The sequence below is a fragment of the Pseudomonas sp. TH39(2020) genome (assembly GCF_016650715.1).
Classification (GTDB): domain Bacteria; phylum Pseudomonadota; class Gammaproteobacteria; order Pseudomonadales; family Pseudomonadaceae; genus Aquipseudomonas; species Aquipseudomonas mandelii_C.
In genome coordinates this window covers 142,850-156,791 of record NZ_JAEKFF010000003.1, presented here as the reverse complement: position 1 = coordinate 156,791, position 13,942 = coordinate 142,850, and the positions used below count along the sequence as shown (strand labels likewise).

Genomic DNA, 13,942 nt, shown 5'->3' with positions numbered 1-13,942 from the left:
CGGGGCCGAAATCCTATCAGACAAGTCTGATTAACGCTCCCGCGTTATTGGACTTGGGTCGGATATGACCGATTGGCAAAGTGTGGTTGGATGCTGGCGATCATTTATTACAAGAAAAAGAAATCGGAGTGACAGCGTTATGAACAGCTTGCGCAGTATGTCGATCAGCCGACGTTTGTGGCTCATCTTGATCGTGGCCGTCCTGATGCTAATGACGTTGGGCGTCTTGATGCTCAAGCAGATTCACGATGACCTGTACCACGCCAAGGCCCAGAAAACCCAGCATGTGGTGCAAACCGCCAGTGGCATTCTGACCTATTACCACGACCTTGAAACCGCCGGCACGCTTACCCGCGATGCTGCGCAGAAGCAGGCACTTAGCGCCGTTCGCGGTCTGCGTTATGACCAGAATGACTACTTCTGGATCAATGACCTGACGCCGGTGATGATCATGCACCCGGCCAACCCGAAACTCGATGGCCAGAACCTCTCGGCGATCCGCGACCCCGACGGTTTTGCCCTGTTTAACGAAATGGTGGCCGTCGCCAAGACCAAGGGTGCCGGCACCGTCGACTATCGCTGGCCGAAACCGGGCGCCAGCGCGCCGGTAGAAAAAACCTCCTACATCAAACTGTTCGAGCCCTGGGGCTGGGTGATCGGTTCGGGTGTGTACATCGATGACATGCAGGCCGAGTTCTATGGCCAGGTCTGGAAGGCCTCGTTCGTGGGGCTGGTGATTGCCCTGATCATGGCGCTGCTGGTCATCCTGATTGCCCGCAGCATCGTGCGTCCCCTGCAGGAAACCGTGAACGCCATGGCCAACATCGCCAGCGGCGAGAGCGATCTGACCCGCAGCCTCGACACCCATGGCCAGGATGAAGTCACGGAACTGGCACGCCACTTCAACGCCTTCACCGCCAAGCTGCGACTGGTGATCAAAGAACTGCAAGTGTCCGCCAGTGCCCTGGGCCAGTCTTCCAGTGAACTGGGCAACGACGCCGCCCAGGCCCAGCAACGCAGTCAGCAACAGTCCCAGCAAATGGAACTGGTGGCCACAGCCATTAATGAAGTGACGTATGGCGTGCACGACGTCGCGAAAAACGCCGAGCACGCCGCCAGCGAAATGCGCGATGCCGAGTCTCAGGCGCAGCAAGGCCAGGTCAACATCGATGGCAGCCTGCAACAGATCGACAAGCTGTCGTCCACCATCGATCAGGCGGTGGAGGTGATTCGTACCCTGGCCGCCGAAAGCACGCAGATCGGCAGCGTTCTCGAAGTGATCCGCTCCATCGCCGAGCAAACCAACCTGCTGGCCCTCAACGCAGCCATCGAAGCCGCCCGGGCCGGTGAGCAGGGTCGTGGTTTTGCGGTGGTGGCCGACGAAGTTCGACTGCTGGCCCAGCGCACCCAGAAGTCCACGGCCGAGATCCAGTCGATGATCGAACGCCTGCAAAGCCACTCCGAAGCGGCGGTCAAAGTGATCGGCGACAGCAGCCGTGCATCGCAGTTGACCATCGAGCAGGCCGGCCTGGCCGGCGCAAGCCTGAATGCCATTGCCCAGGCGCTGCGCAACCTTAACGGGTTGAACGCCTCCATCGCCAGCGCGACTTTGCAACAGGCGCATGTGGTCGAGGACATCAACCAGAACGTCACCCAGGCGGCTGGTTTGTCCCACAGCACAGCGCTGGCGGCCGAACAGTCGAGCGTGGCCAGCGTTCATCTGAAGGAGTTGAGTGAGCAATTGAACGGGCTGCTCAAGCAGTTCCGGGTGTAACCCGAAAAGATCGCAGCCTGCGGCAGCTCCTACAGGGAAATGCGCTCGGCGTAGGAGCTGCCGCAGGCTGCGATCTTTTGATCTTCAAACTTCGCTCCTTCCCGTTACAATCCGCTCCTCTTCGATTTCCCCAAGGAACCTCCATGTCCGGGCTTGAACTGTTTGCCGCTGCCCTCGGTGTGATTGCCGTCTGGTTGACGGTCAAACAGAACCCTTGGTGCTGGCCGATCGGTCTGGTCATGGTGCTGCTCTATAGCTGGATCTTTTTTGAGGTGAAGCTCTACTCGGACATGCTCCTGCAGGTGATCTACGCCGCATTGCAGCTCTATGGCTGGTGGCAGTGGACGCATGCGGGGCGCGCGCGTCATGGTCGGCAGATCAGCCAACTCGACGGTAAATCGGTCGCTTTCAGTCTGGTCATTGGGGCGGTTGGCAGTCTGTTGCTAGGCGCTGCCATGGCGAACTGGACCGATGCTGCACAACCCTGGCTCGATGCGGCACTGACTGGCTTCAGCCTGGTGGCGCAGGTATGGATGGCGCAAAAACGCGTTCAATGCTGGCCGCTGTGGTTCACCCTGGATGTGATCTTCGTCGGGCTGTTTATCTACAAAGACCTGTACCTGACCGCCGGGCTCTACGCGCTGTTCGCCCTGATTGCCGTGCAAGGCTGGCGGGAATGGCGGGCCGATCCGGCGTTGCGCACATGAAAGTTCTGGTACTCACAGGCCCCGAATCCAGCGGCAAGAGTTGGCTGGCAGCCGAGTTACAACAGCATTTCAGCGGTGCCCTGGTAGACGAATATGTACGCTGGTTCATCGAACAAAACCCACGAGACACCTGCCTGGCCGACATTCCGGAAATCGCCCGAGGGCAGCTGAAATGGGAGGACGAGGCACGTGCCCGGCAGCCGCATTTGCTGATTCTCGACACTCACTTGCTGAGCAACATCCTCTGGAGCCAGACCTTGTTTGGCGCTTGCCCGACGTGGATCGAGCAAGCATTGCTGGCACGGCACTATGATCTGCATTTGCTGCTGAGCCCTGAAACCGTGGTCTGGCATGACGACGGGCAGCGTTGCCAACCGCAACTGGCAGAACGCCAAGCGTTTTTCCACGCCAGCCGCCAATGGCTTGACCTGCACCGCCAGCCTTGGCAGGTGCTGCAAGGTGATTGGCAACAGCGCAAGGACGCGGCATTCGAGGCTGTGACGCACTTGCTCAAGACCTGACAGCCCCCCCGCCCTGCCGAAAATGTCCATTCCTGAAACACCCACCTCCGCGCAAACCCGCGAGCTAAAGCGGCTCAAGCCCTCCAGCAAGAAAATGTTAAGCCACTGATACAACCTGCCTTCAGCGCCCTTAGCGAGCATTACCGCCAGCATCGACGGCGTTTTTGCGTGGCTCTGTCTCAGTGGCGTTACAAAACTTATTGACCACCTCGACAATTAAAGCCAACCAACTGTTTTTAAAAGAAAAACGAAAACCGGCACACCTTCTGCTCTCTACCTCGCAACGCTGATAAGGGCCAGCGTTCCACTTACAGAAGGAATTGCCGCCGTGGGGAAACTTGAAAACAACATTTATAGCCTCCTGCTGATCGGATGCGCACTGGGCTCAAGTGTGTGCCTGCCTGTACAAGCTGACAACGGCATCATCATTATCAAACGTGATGTCCAACCGCGCATGGCAACGCGTCCGTCGATGATTCCCGACCCTAGCCCCACGACCGCCAATGCCAACCCGTCCAAACAAATCATCAGTCAAACGAATGAGTTGAGCGACGGCGATTTTGCCGGTGTCGCCAGTGGTGCAGGCATCTCCAGCCTGGTTACTCAAAACACCAACAACCTGAGCGGCAGTATCAGCAACCAGACCCAGCTTTCCAACCTCCCCGCCGGACGTTCGGGAAATGCTGGCGGCGGTATTGCCAACATGGTCAATTCAAGCGTCCAGCAAGGCCTGGGGGCTCTGAAAGTCGTAACGGGAGACCGTTAAGATGAATCGTACGCTGCTGATAATCGCCATGTTTTGCAGTGCATCGACCTTCGCCCAATCCCCCGTCATCGATAACGCCAACATCGACGGTTCGGGCGCCCAGTACCAGGGCAACCTCGGGGTCAACCAGGCTGCCGGCGACCTGCAGCAGCAGGCGAACGCCCGGGCCATCGCCGTTGGCCATGAAGCCAGCGCGACCACACAGATTCGCCAACGGCTGCGTACGGTGGTCGACCCCAGGATCGATGCTCGATCCAGCATTCAAGGCGACTCCTTCAGCCACGGCAACGGCGTACTGGGCGTCAACCAGAGCGCGGGCGCCAGCAACCAGCAAGCCAATGCCCTGCGTATAAGCATCGGCACACAGCCGCAAAGTATCGACGACAGCGTCCTCAGGCAACAAAACGTGGCGCTGATCACTAACTCCGATCCAACTGACTCTGCACCAGGCTATCGCCAGGTCGCTACCAGCGATCAGGCCTTCACCGGTAGCCGTGGGGTGATCCAGTTGAATCAGAGCGCCGGGGTGGGAAACCGAACGGCCAATACCCTGAGCGTACGGGTCACGGATTGACCCAAACAGGTAGGTACAACACTTAACCTAAAATAAGTACGGAGAACCACCATGAAACCTTCGATGGCAATAAAACCTCTGGTTTTTGCAATCGCTGCGGTCTTGGCTGTTGCTGCACAAGCTGGACAGAACGATCGGCGTGGCCACCATAATGGTCATAACAACGATCATCACACTCCTCCTCCAACCTGGATCCATACCGACGCGACCGCCAATGCGAACGACAGGCAGAACAGCACCGGCAACCGCATCTACAACGAAGGGACTCAGAACTCAGCCGAAATGAGCAGCTCTGCCTCAGGCGCGAGCGGCAACGTCGGTGTCAACGTGGCAGCAGGCGCCGGCAACCAACAAGACAACGCGGCCGCCATCGCAAACGCTGGCTCCACCTCCAGTCTCGATAACAGCTTCGTGTTCGGCAATGCCGACGCCAGCGCTCGAGTCACGCAATACAGCAACAACAACAAGGTATGGAACTACGGCACCACAAACTCTGCGGTGATGAGTGGATCGGGCGATGGCAGCAGCGGCAACATGGGCATCAACATTGCTGGCGGCGACCTCAACCAACAGAAAAACACCATGGCAATTGCCAACTCCAACTCCCCACTGGGGAACGCATCGGCCACCGCCTCTGCCAATCAAAACGGTCCTGGCCTGACAGTGAATAACAACGCTGATCGGACCTACCGCGTCGATACGATTACGGTGACCAACACGGCCAGCGGTAGTTTCTCTAAAGATAAGTCGTTCGAGGCAAGCGGCAGTCAAAGCGCTTCTTCGAGCTGGGCCGCCGCCGGCTCCAGGAGCTCTGATTCCAGCGGTTCTCTAAGCATTGATGTAAGCGGTTCGAAGAGCAGCAATGCGAGCGGTTCCAATAGCAGTACTGCAAGTGGTTCTAACAGCAGTGCTTCGAGCGGTTCCAATAGCAGCAGTGCAAGCGGTTCCAACAGCAGCAGTGCTAGCGGTTCTTCGAGTGCATCGTTGAACGCTTCCTTGGGCGCTACTTTGGACGCCGCTGCGGCGACTTCCAGTTCCACTACCTTCAATAATGGCAATGGCGATCGCACCCGCAGCAGGAGTTCCGATGCATCGCTTACCGCATCGCTTGACGCAACGCTTGACGTATCGGTAGACAAATCGTTCGACAGATCGCGCGATTCCTCGTTCGACAGATCGCGCGACTCCTCGTACGACAGATCTCACGACTCCTCGTACGACAAGTCTCGCACCTCCTCGTACGACAAATCGCGCGATTCCTCGTTCGCAAAATCGTTCGATAAATCGTACGAGAAATCGTCCGCCTCCTCGTTCGAAAAATCGGGCTCGAAATCGTCCGAATCTGAGTACGCAAAAGCGAAAAGCTACAGTGAAAGCAGCTCGTATGATTTGAGCAACACCTACTCTTATCAAGTGCTGACTCCAACTGGCTGGGCAAACCCTGTGACCAACACTGCAACCCTGAGCGGTTCGGTGAATGGCGGCAGCGGCAACCTGGGCGTCAACGTGGCTGCTGGTGTGGGTAACCAACAAAGCAACTCGCTGTCCATTGCCAACCAGTCGTTCTAATTGCTGTCTCTGGAGGCCCCCTATGGGGGCCTTTTTCAACACAACCAGAAGGCATTCCACTATGCGCATTATCGCCTTGGCAATTTTGCTTTGCGTGGCCAGTGTGAGCGAGGCTGCACAACTGCCGTTTTCCGTCCTGCCGGGCGGCGCAGTGGTGTTCAAGCCGATCCAAAGTGTGCGTGAGCGCAAGTTTGCCGACCTGGTGCAACAGAAAACCGACTTCAGTTGCGGCGCAGCGGCGCTGGCGACGATATTGCGCCAGGCCTATTGGCTGGACGTGAACGAAGAACAAATCATCGAAGGCATGCTGTCACACTCCGATCAGGATCTTGTCCGCGTCCAGGGCTTTTCCATGCTCGACATGAAGCGCTACGTGGAAAGTCTCGGCATGCGGGCCCGTGGTTACCGGGTAGCGACGGAAACGTTGAGCGAGATCAAAATTCCGGTTGTGGTGCTCATGGATATCCGTGGCTACAAACATTTTGTGGTCATGCAAAGAGTCCATCAGGGCTGGGTCTATATCGGAGATCCGGTACTCGGTCATAAACGTTACAAAGTCGAAGACTTCGTAAAAGGCTGGAACGGCATCATCTTTGCCGTCATCGGCCAGGGCTACGACAAAGCCAATGCGTTGCTCGATCCACCCCTGCCACTGAGCGCAAAGAACCGCATCAACACCTTCAGCCCGGTGCAAGACGCAGAGTTGATGGATTTCGGATTCATCCAAAGCGACTTCTTCTAATAACAAGGGAGCACGACGCTCCGGGAGCATTCCAATGAAGACTCCAATCTGGCTGGCCGTGATTTGCCTGGCCGCCAGCCTGCCGACCCAGGCACAGCCCTTCAAACCCATCGAACTGAAAGATCAGGAATTGGCGACACTGCGAGGCCGCTATGTCATGCCGGGACGGATCGTCAGTTTCGGCATTGTCATGACCAGCACTTGGCAAAATGCCAACGGTGAAGTGATCGGGGCAACTTCCTCGATGCAAATTCAACAATCGACCATCCAGCCACAGTTCTATGTGTCGATCATCAATGAAAAAGGTAACGGCTCAGCGAGTTCGCAAGGCACCGGCACCGTCACTGGCGGTAGCGGCCTCAACAGCACCGAAGGCGTCACCCAAGTCGTGCGTGCTGCCGGCGACCATAACACTGCCTACAACAACGTTGATATCAACGTCACAAAGGCTAACCAAGCGCCGGATACGCAACAGCAGGGCCAGGCATTGGCCGCAGGCTCGACATTGGCCGACGCCAATGGCGCGGGTTCGCTGAGCATTTCCTCGACCGGTACGGGTGTGCAACTCAACATCGTGGCCAGCAACAACCAGGGCAGTACCGTACAACGCCTGGCCCAGGGTGGGCTGATGCAGAACACGACTTTGCTCGGTGGTGGCAACCAGGTCCGCAATCTCACGTCCCTCAATATCGTGCTGCGTGACAACGTGGCGACAGGCGGGTCGCTAAACGGCAATCTCGACCAGCTCAAAGGTCTTCGCACTCAAGGATTCTGATCTACGCTCAGTCTCATCAGATGAAGTCAGAAGGGACGGCTAACCCATGCACCGATCGTTAACGTTCAGAGCTATCGTTTGTTTGAGTAGCCTGGCCCCGGCGACACTGCTATACGCAGCACCGGACCCCCAGGTCGAGATACTAAAACAAGAACTCATGGAGTTGAAACAGCGTTACGAAGCACAACAGAACGCGTTGATGGTACTCGAGCAACGCGTTCGCCAAGTCGAAGAAACACCTGCAACACCGGCTCCCAAACGCCTGACCAAATCCCCTGCCGAAACGCCCAAGGGTGGCCAGACGGTGGCCGCCGGTGCGCCGGGAACAACAGGCAGTTCATACGGCCAATCGCTCAAGGATGATTCGGAGCCTGCGCAAAGCGTTTCCAACTTGTATGACGAAGCCAGCGGCTTCTTCGGTGGCGGCAAATTCAGCTTCGAAACCGGCATGACCTACACGCACTACGATACCCGTGCGCTGACGCTCAATGGCTTTCTGGCACTGGACTCGATTTTTCTCGGCAACATCAACATCGACCGTATCAAGGCGGATAACTGGACCCTGGACCTGACCGCCCGCTACAACACGGGACAACGCTGGCAGTTCGACATTAACGTTCCTGTGGTTTATCGCGAATCAACGTATTCCTCCGGTGGCGCCGGTGGCGCAGGACCGGTGACGTCGGACGCCACCGTTACCCGCGACCCGACCATCGGCGATGTGAACTTTGGTGTTGCTTATAAGTTTCTGGATGAGTCGGCCAACCTGCCCGATGCAGTCGTTACATTGCGCGTCAAGGCGCCGACCGGTAAGGATCCATACGGCATCAAGCTGGTCCAGGAACCGAACAACGATAACCTTGCGATTCCCGAGGACTTGCCTACTGGCAACGGTGTCTGGTCGATCACCCCGGGTATCTCGCTGGTCAAAACCTACGACCCGGCCGTGCTGTTCGGCAGCCTGGCCTACACCTACAACCTGGAAGACTCTTTCAGCGACATCAGCCCTCAGGTCAACTCCAAGGTGCCCGGGGACGTGAAACTGGGTAATTCCTGGCAGGTCGGCGCCGGCATTGCATTCGCCTTGAACGAGAAGATGAGTATGTCGTTCTCGTTCACCGACCAGTTCGCCCGCAAGAGCAAGATCAAGCCGGACGGTGGCGATTGGCAATCGATTACCAACAGCGATTACAACTCGGCCAACTTCAACATCGGCATGACCCTGGCAGCAACTAATAACCTGACGATCGTTCCCAACCTGGCCATCGGCCTGACCGACGACTCGCCAGACTTTTCCTTCAGCCTGAAATTCCCGTACTACTTCTAATCCGGTACCCACAAAAAACCCGCTTTTCAGGCGGGTTTTTTGTTGTTGATAGCTCCAGGTTTTCAGTCCTTTACCTTGCAGCTAAAAACATGCAGCTCAACGTATCTGATGCTTATGCAACAAACGGTAGAAGGTAGGCCTGGATATCCCCAGCACCTTGGCGGCGATGCTTAAATTATCGCTGTGGCGATTAAGTACATCGCACAAGGCCTGGCGCTCTGCCCGGTGCTTGTAGTTTTCCAGCGTGCCCATCGGCGCAGCAACGGCCTGCTGGCTGATCAGCCCCAGGTCTCGCGCTTCGATCTGCCGGCCTTCGGCCAGTACCAACCCGCGACGTACCCGGTTGGCCAGCTCGCGCACATTGCCCGGCCAGTCATGCTTGCCCATGGCAATCAAGGCGTCTTCACTGAAGCTGCGCGGACGGCGGCCGGTTTCATGGCTATAGAAATGGGAAAAGTGGTTGGCCAGCATCGACAGATCGCCATTGCGCTCACGCAGCGGCGCGGTCGCGACCTGCAACACGTTCAAGCGGTAGTACAGATCTTCGCGAAAGCGTTTCTTCTCGATCGCCGCCTCAAGATCGACATGGGTCGCGGCCAACACCCGCACATCCACGGGAATCGGCTGACTGCCGCCCACCCGCTCGATGTGCTTTTCCTGGAGGAAACGCAACAGGTTCGCCTGCAGCTCCAGGGGCAGATCACCGATTTCGTCGAGAAACAGCGTGCCACCGTTAGCCGCTTCGATCCGCCCGACCTTGCGTTGATGGGCGCCAGTAAAAGCCCCCTTCTCGTGGCCAAACAGTTCGGACTGGATCAAATGTTCCGGAATTGCGCCGCAATTGATCGCGACAAAAGGTTTGCTATGACGTTGGGATTGTCGATGGAGCGTGCGGGCGACCAGTTCTTTACCGGTACCGCTTTCACCACGGATCAAGACCGGAGACTCGGTAGGCGCCAGCTTGCTCAGCAACTTGCGCAGTTCGCGAATGGGTTTGCTGTCGCCAAGCAGTTCGTGTTCAGGTTGATCAATGTGAACCGTGCCCTGCCCACGCAGGCGTGCCATCCCGAATGCCCGGCCCAGCGTCACCTGAACCCGGGACACATCGAATGGCAAGGTATGGAAATCGAAAAACCATTCGCAGACAAAGTCCCCGACATTCTGCAATCGCAGGACTTCCTGGTTGAGTACGGCGATCCACTCGGTACCGCTACGGCTGATCAGCTCTTTGACGGCTTCCGGGCGTTCGAGGTGAAAAGGCTGCAAACGCAACAGGCCGACATCGCAGGTTTTGTCGGCAACGTTTTCCAGGGTACAGCTGTCAACGTCCCAACCCACAGAGCGCAAAACCGGCAGCAGACGATGACAGTCGTCGCAAGGGTCCACTACTAACAGACGTCGTAAGGCAGGCGCTTCGATCATGGCTGTTCCTTGGCGCCAAATTTATGAAATATTATTAAAAACAGTCGTTTGGCGGACCTGGCTGTAACGTTAGCAATAATTTGACGTGACCTTGTACCGTTTGACTATAGAGCAGTTGCGTTATTAGTTATAAGAAGCGACTTAGTTAGTTACCTAACGAGTCCTGCCTTTCATTCAGCTTTCAAACCCTGTCGAAACCTTGAGCCAATGAAAGAAAGTTGATATTTCTTTTAATTGTATGTGACCCGCCCCCCGGTTGCGGGCATCAGTACAAGTAACCAGCCGAACGGTAAGCCCAACCGACGGCACATAACTTGATTGGGCATACAGAGAGAAAACCCCATGAACGCCCCGCTCCGCATCAACGAAGCTCTTTTGATTGCCGACCGCGCATTCCAACCGTTCCAATGCGTGGCCTGGGCCCCACAAGACGGCAATGGCGAACTCAGCCTGACCGTTATCGATCGCACCAACACCCGCAGCATCGGCCGCAAGCAGATCCCAAGCAGTGCCTATACCGATCCTGCGCAACTTGAATGCCTGCTTGAAGCGGCACGTGCGGAATTGAGCGAGGAGGGTTACAAACTCCAATCGTGGTCGATGCCACACTAAGCGTTTTGCGGGTTACCAAACGGTAACCCGCGCCCTCCCCCGATTATTATTCGAACTTGTACGCGCCTAACTACTTGGCAGGCTTGTCAGTGGTTCGAAAAGACACTGTTCTGGCACACAGCGACCCTCCACCTGTTAGTTATGACAGTTGTGCATCCAGGCGTTCAGGGATTGAATGTTTCCTTATACAGTCGCCACCCAAACTCCCGGTTCAGGACGACTCGCAAGGAGCTGCGTGCATGTCAATCCAGACCGCGTTTGCATTACCGGCAACCCTGAACAACGCCGGCAAACTTGATACAACCTTTGCCTCGTCTGGCAAAACCCAGGTGTATTTCGCTGGCAGCCTCTCAAGCATGGCCAACGGGGTCGCGATTGATTCACGTGGCCGGTTGTTGGTGGCGGCGAAGGTCGGGACACCAGGCGGCAGCCGCTTTGGCCTCGCTCGGTTGCTTGAGGACGGCTCGGCAGATTTGGCGTTCGGTAATCAAGGCAGCGTCATCGGGCAGTTTGAACACGGCTTCGAGGCCATGGCCCGTAAAGTCCACGTACTGCCCGATGGGCACATTCTGGTGGCTGGCCTGCACTACGAAAATGCTCACCGGACACTGCCCGCCCTGGCCCTGTTTGATCAGCATGGCCGACCGGTTCAATGTTTTGGCGACAATGGCCGCTGCGTCGTGCGTCTGCCGGGCGATCTTTCCCAAGGCGTGCGTGACACCTGGCTACCACCCGGCGTACCGGGCGCAGAAGCCTGTGATGTCTGCGTGCAGGAGGATGGCCGAATCCTGCTGCAGGCCAATCATCACTTCGAACTGGCCGATCATGTCGGCATGCTGATACGGCTTAACACCGACGGTTCGCTGGACGATTCCTTTAACGGCCGTGGCTTCGTGATTGTCAGGCACTTGCTGATGAACACCTGGCTCAGCAGCCTGATGGTGCAACGAGACGGTCGGATCCTGGTGGGCGGGTCGATCAACTTCCCCGAAGAAGGTTTGCTGGCCCGCTATCACAGCGACGGCAGGCTCGACGATTGTTTCGCCGTCGATGGTTTCATGACCTTCAAGGCACGGGGGTATAGCGCTCAGGTCAGCCAGATCGTCCAACAGGAAAATGGCGATGTGCAGTGCTTTGGCAGCAGCCGCGACCCGATGCATTGCCTGGCACTGAAAGTACACAGCAACGGCCGCCCGGACATTCATTGCAATGGAGGTCAGGCCCAATTGCTGGAAATCGGTCACAGTGGCTGCCAGTGGAGCGACGCAAAGGCACTGCCGGACGGCAGCGTGGTGACGGTCGGAGCCACGATCGGCGGCGTCGAGGCGGATTTCATTCTGGCGCGGTATCTACCCGACGGGCAACTCGATCGCAGCTTCGGCAATGGCGCCGGCTGGGTTCGCACCCGCCTTGGCCGCAGCCTGGATACCGCGACTTCAGTGGTCCTGCAGGCCGATGGAAACATTGTCGTCGGAGGCTATTCACTGGACGGCAACTATCGAGCGATCGTCACACGCTATCTGGGGTAGGCCAGCACAGTTCTCCTACACTTGATCTTCCGTTCCGCTTACGGCAAGTTGCGCGCTTCTTAATACAAGGAGTAGCCGATGCCCGGTTCAATGGCTCAGGCGTTCGCGCACAATTTTCTCGGGCATTCACCCCGCTGGTACAAGGCAAGCATTGTCGGTTTCCTGATTCTCAACGCATTGACGCTGTGGACCGTAGGCCCGGTGGTGGCCGGCTGGCTGCTGGTGCTGGAGTTCATCTTCACCCTGGCCATGGCGCTCAAGTGTTATCCGTTAATGCCCGGCGGCCTGCTGTTGATCGAAGCACTGTTGCTGAAGATGACCACGCCCCAGGCACTCTACGACGAGCTGGTGCACAACTTCCCGGTGATCCTGCTGCTGATGTTCATGGTGGCCGGCATCTACTTCATGAAAGACCTGCTGCTGTTTCTGTTCTCACGGCTGCTGCTCGGGGTTCGCTCCAAGGCGCTGCTGGCGTTGATGTTCTGCTTCCTGTCGGCGTTTCTGTCGGCGTTTCTTGATGCCTTGACCGTGACCGCCGTGATCATCAGTGCAGCCGTCGGGTTTTACTCGGTGTATCACCGCGTCGCCTCCGGCAACGATCCGCGTCAGGACAGCGCGTTTGGCGATGACCAGCACCTGCCCACACTGCATCACGCCGACCTCGAACAGTTCCGCGCCTTTCTGCGCAGTCTGCTGATGCACGGTGCCGTGGGTACCGCACTGGGCGGTGTTTGCACATTGGTCGGTGAGCCGCAGAACCTGCTGATCGGCCACGAGATGGGCTGGCACTTTTCTGAGTTCTTTCTGAAAGTCGCCCCGGTTTCATTGCCGGTTCTGGTGGCCGGCCTGGTGACCTGCGTCCTGCTGGAGAAACTTCGCTGGTTCGGTTACGGCACGCTGTTACCGGACAACGTGCGTGCGGTTCTGGCCAATTACGCTACAGAAGACAATGCCGAACGCACCTCGCGCCAACGTGCAGCGCTCATCGTGCAGGGATTGGCAGCGCTGATTCTGATTGCGGGGTTGGCGTTCCATATTGCTGAGGTCGGCCTGATCGGCTTGATGGTGATCGTGCTGATCACCGCATTCACTGGCATCACCGACGAGCACCGTATCGGCAACGCGTTCAAGGACGCCATGCCGTTCACAGCGCTGCTGGTGGTGTTTTTCGCGGTGGTGGCAGTGATTCACGATCAGCAACTGTTCACGCCATTGATCCAGTGGGTGCTGGCGCTGCCAGCGGATCAACAGCCGGGCATGCTGTTTATTGCCAACGGCTTGTTGTCGGCCATCAGCGATAACGTGTTCGTCGCGACCATTTACATCACCGAAGTCAAACAGGCCTTCATCTCCGGCCACATGAGCCGTGAGCATTTCGAGACGCTGGCGATTGCGATCAATACCGGCACCAACCTGCCGAGCGTGGCGACGCCCAATGGTCAGGCTGCGTTTCTGTTCCTGCTGACCTCGGCGATTGCACCGCTGATTCGACTGTCGTACGGACGGATGGTGTGGATGGCGTTGCCGTACACCGTGGTGATGGGTGTACTGGGGTGGTATGCCGTGAGCTACTGGTTGTAACACCGACCAAAAAATGTGGGAGCGAGCCTGCTCGCGAAGAGGC

Annotated in this window: 13 protein-coding genes; 12 read left to right on the top strand and 1 reads right to left on the bottom strand. The window is 57.3% G+C overall.

Annotated features, from left to right (window positions below; genetic code table 11):
- Nucleotides 1-139: 139 nt before the first annotated feature.
- The 9 genes from JFU47_RS03180 (at nucleotide 140) to JFU47_RS03140 (ending at nucleotide 8,755) form a co-directional block, all read left to right on the top strand.
- On the top strand, nucleotides 140-1,774 hold the full coding sequence (locus JFU47_RS03180) for a methyl-accepting chemotaxis protein (protein ID WP_201180761.1): 1,635 nt from the start codon (nucleotides 140-142) through the stop codon (nucleotides 1,772-1,774).
- A gap of 143 nt (nucleotides 1,775-1,917) precedes the next feature.
- Nucleotides 1,918-2,481, top strand: coding sequence for a nicotinamide riboside transporter PnuC (pnuC, locus tag JFU47_RS03175; RefSeq protein WP_201180760.1), 564 nt, complete (start codon nucleotides 1,918-1,920; stop codon nucleotides 2,479-2,481).
- Nucleotides 2,478-3,002: an AAA family ATPase gene (locus JFU47_RS03170; protein WP_140678541.1), complete on the top strand. Its 525-nt coding sequence runs from the start codon at nucleotides 2,478-2,480 to the stop codon at nucleotides 3,000-3,002. The genes pnuC and JFU47_RS03170 overlap by 4 nt, the downstream gene beginning before the upstream one ends.
- Nucleotides 3,003-3,330: 328 nt before the next feature.
- Nucleotides 3,331-3,768, top strand: a complete 438-nt coding sequence (locus tag JFU47_RS03165; protein WP_201180759.1) for a hypothetical protein — start codon at nucleotides 3,331-3,333, stop codon at nucleotides 3,766-3,768.
- A gap of 1 nt (nucleotide 3,769) precedes the next feature.
- A complete protein-coding gene (locus JFU47_RS03160; protein ID WP_201180757.1) occupies nucleotides 3,770-4,342 on the top strand; it encodes an adhesin in 573 nt (190 codons plus the stop codon).
- A 51-nt stretch (nucleotides 4,343-4,393) separates the two neighbouring features.
- Entirely contained in the window at nucleotides 4,394-5,911 is a 1,518-nt protein-coding gene (locus JFU47_RS03155; RefSeq protein WP_201180756.1) for a heme utilization protein, read from the top strand.
- Nucleotides 5,912-5,972: 61 nt separating this feature from the next.
- Entirely contained in the window at nucleotides 5,973-6,653 is a 681-nt protein-coding gene (locus JFU47_RS03150; RefSeq protein WP_201180754.1) for a C39 family peptidase, read from the top strand.
- Nucleotides 6,654-6,687: 34 nt separating this feature from the next.
- Nucleotides 6,688-7,428, top strand: coding sequence for a hypothetical protein (locus tag JFU47_RS03145; protein WP_201180752.1), 741 nt, complete (start codon nucleotides 6,688-6,690; stop codon nucleotides 7,426-7,428).
- Nucleotides 7,429-7,474: 46 nt separating this feature from the next.
- The gene (locus JFU47_RS03140) at nucleotides 7,475-8,755 is read left to right on the top strand and encodes a transporter (RefSeq protein ID WP_140678531.1); all 1,281 of its coding nucleotides are present in this window, start codon (nucleotides 7,475-7,477) and stop codon (nucleotides 8,753-8,755) included.
- Nucleotides 8,756-8,851: 96 nt separating this feature from the next.
- Here JFU47_RS03140 and JFU47_RS03135 read toward each other — a convergent pair whose 3' ends face one another.
- Nucleotides 8,852-10,177: a sigma-54 dependent transcriptional regulator gene (locus tag JFU47_RS03135; RefSeq protein WP_123365003.1), complete on the bottom strand. Its 1,326-nt coding sequence runs from the start codon at nucleotides 10,175-10,177 to the stop codon at nucleotides 8,852-8,854.
- A gap of 342 nt (nucleotides 10,178-10,519) precedes the next feature.
- Here JFU47_RS03135 and JFU47_RS03130 point away from each other — a divergent pair, with 342 nt between their 5' ends.
- From JFU47_RS03130 to nhaB, 3 genes are all read left to right on the top strand, one after another.
- The gene (locus tag JFU47_RS03130; RefSeq protein ID WP_008149930.1) at nucleotides 10,520-10,789 is read left to right on the top strand and encodes a hypothetical protein; all 270 of its coding nucleotides are present in this window, start codon (nucleotides 10,520-10,522) and stop codon (nucleotides 10,787-10,789) included.
- Nucleotides 10,790-11,028: 239 nt separating this feature from the next.
- The gene (locus JFU47_RS03125) at nucleotides 11,029-12,318 is read left to right on the top strand and encodes a hypothetical protein (RefSeq protein WP_201180750.1); all 1,290 of its coding nucleotides are present in this window, start codon (nucleotides 11,029-11,031) and stop codon (nucleotides 12,316-12,318) included.
- A 78-nt stretch (nucleotides 12,319-12,396) separates the two neighbouring features.
- Nucleotides 12,397-13,899 carry a sodium/proton antiporter NhaB gene (nhaB, locus tag JFU47_RS03120; protein WP_201180748.1) on the top strand — a complete coding sequence of 501 codons (1,503 nt, stop codon included), beginning with the start codon at nucleotides 12,397-12,399 and terminating at the stop codon, nucleotides 13,897-13,899.
- Nucleotides 13,900-13,942: the final 43 nt, after the last annotated feature.

What these genes read in the sequence shown, in the direction of transcription:
- JFU47_RS03150 (WP_201180754.1), top strand. Translation starts at nt 5,973, where the DNA reads ATGCGCATTATCGCCTTGGCAATTTTGCTTTGCGTGGCCAGTGTGAGC.
- JFU47_RS03140 (WP_140678531.1), top strand. Translation starts at nt 7,475, where the DNA reads ATGCACCGATCGTTAACGTTCAGAGCTATCGTTTGTTTGAGTAGCCTG.
- pnuC (WP_201180760.1), top strand. Translation starts at nt 1,918, where the DNA reads ATGTCCGGGCTTGAACTGTTTGCCGCTGCCCTCGGTGTGATTGCCGTC.
- JFU47_RS03135 (WP_123365003.1), bottom strand. Translation starts at nt 10,177, where the DNA reads ATGATCGAAGCGCCTGCCTTACGACGTCTGTTAGTAGTGGACCCTTGC.
- JFU47_RS03130 (WP_008149930.1), top strand. Translation starts at nt 10,520, where the DNA reads ATGAACGCCCCGCTCCGCATCAACGAAGCTCTTTTGATTGCCGACCGC.
- JFU47_RS03155 (WP_201180756.1), top strand. Translation starts at nt 4,394, where the DNA reads ATGAAACCTTCGATGGCAATAAAACCTCTGGTTTTTGCAATCGCTGCG.
- nhaB (WP_201180748.1), top strand. Translation starts at nt 12,397, where the DNA reads ATGCCCGGTTCAATGGCTCAGGCGTTCGCGCACAATTTTCTCGGGCAT.
- JFU47_RS03180 (WP_201180761.1), top strand. Translation starts at nt 140, where the DNA reads ATGAACAGCTTGCGCAGTATGTCGATCAGCCGACGTTTGTGGCTCATC.
- JFU47_RS03145 (WP_201180752.1), top strand. Translation starts at nt 6,688, where the DNA reads ATGAAGACTCCAATCTGGCTGGCCGTGATTTGCCTGGCCGCCAGCCTG.
- JFU47_RS03125 (WP_201180750.1), top strand. Translation starts at nt 11,029, where the DNA reads ATGTCAATCCAGACCGCGTTTGCATTACCGGCAACCCTGAACAACGCC.
- JFU47_RS03160 (WP_201180757.1), top strand. Translation starts at nt 3,770, where the DNA reads ATGAATCGTACGCTGCTGATAATCGCCATGTTTTGCAGTGCATCGACC.
- JFU47_RS03170 (WP_140678541.1), top strand. Translation starts at nt 2,478, where the DNA reads ATGAAAGTTCTGGTACTCACAGGCCCCGAATCCAGCGGCAAGAGTTGG.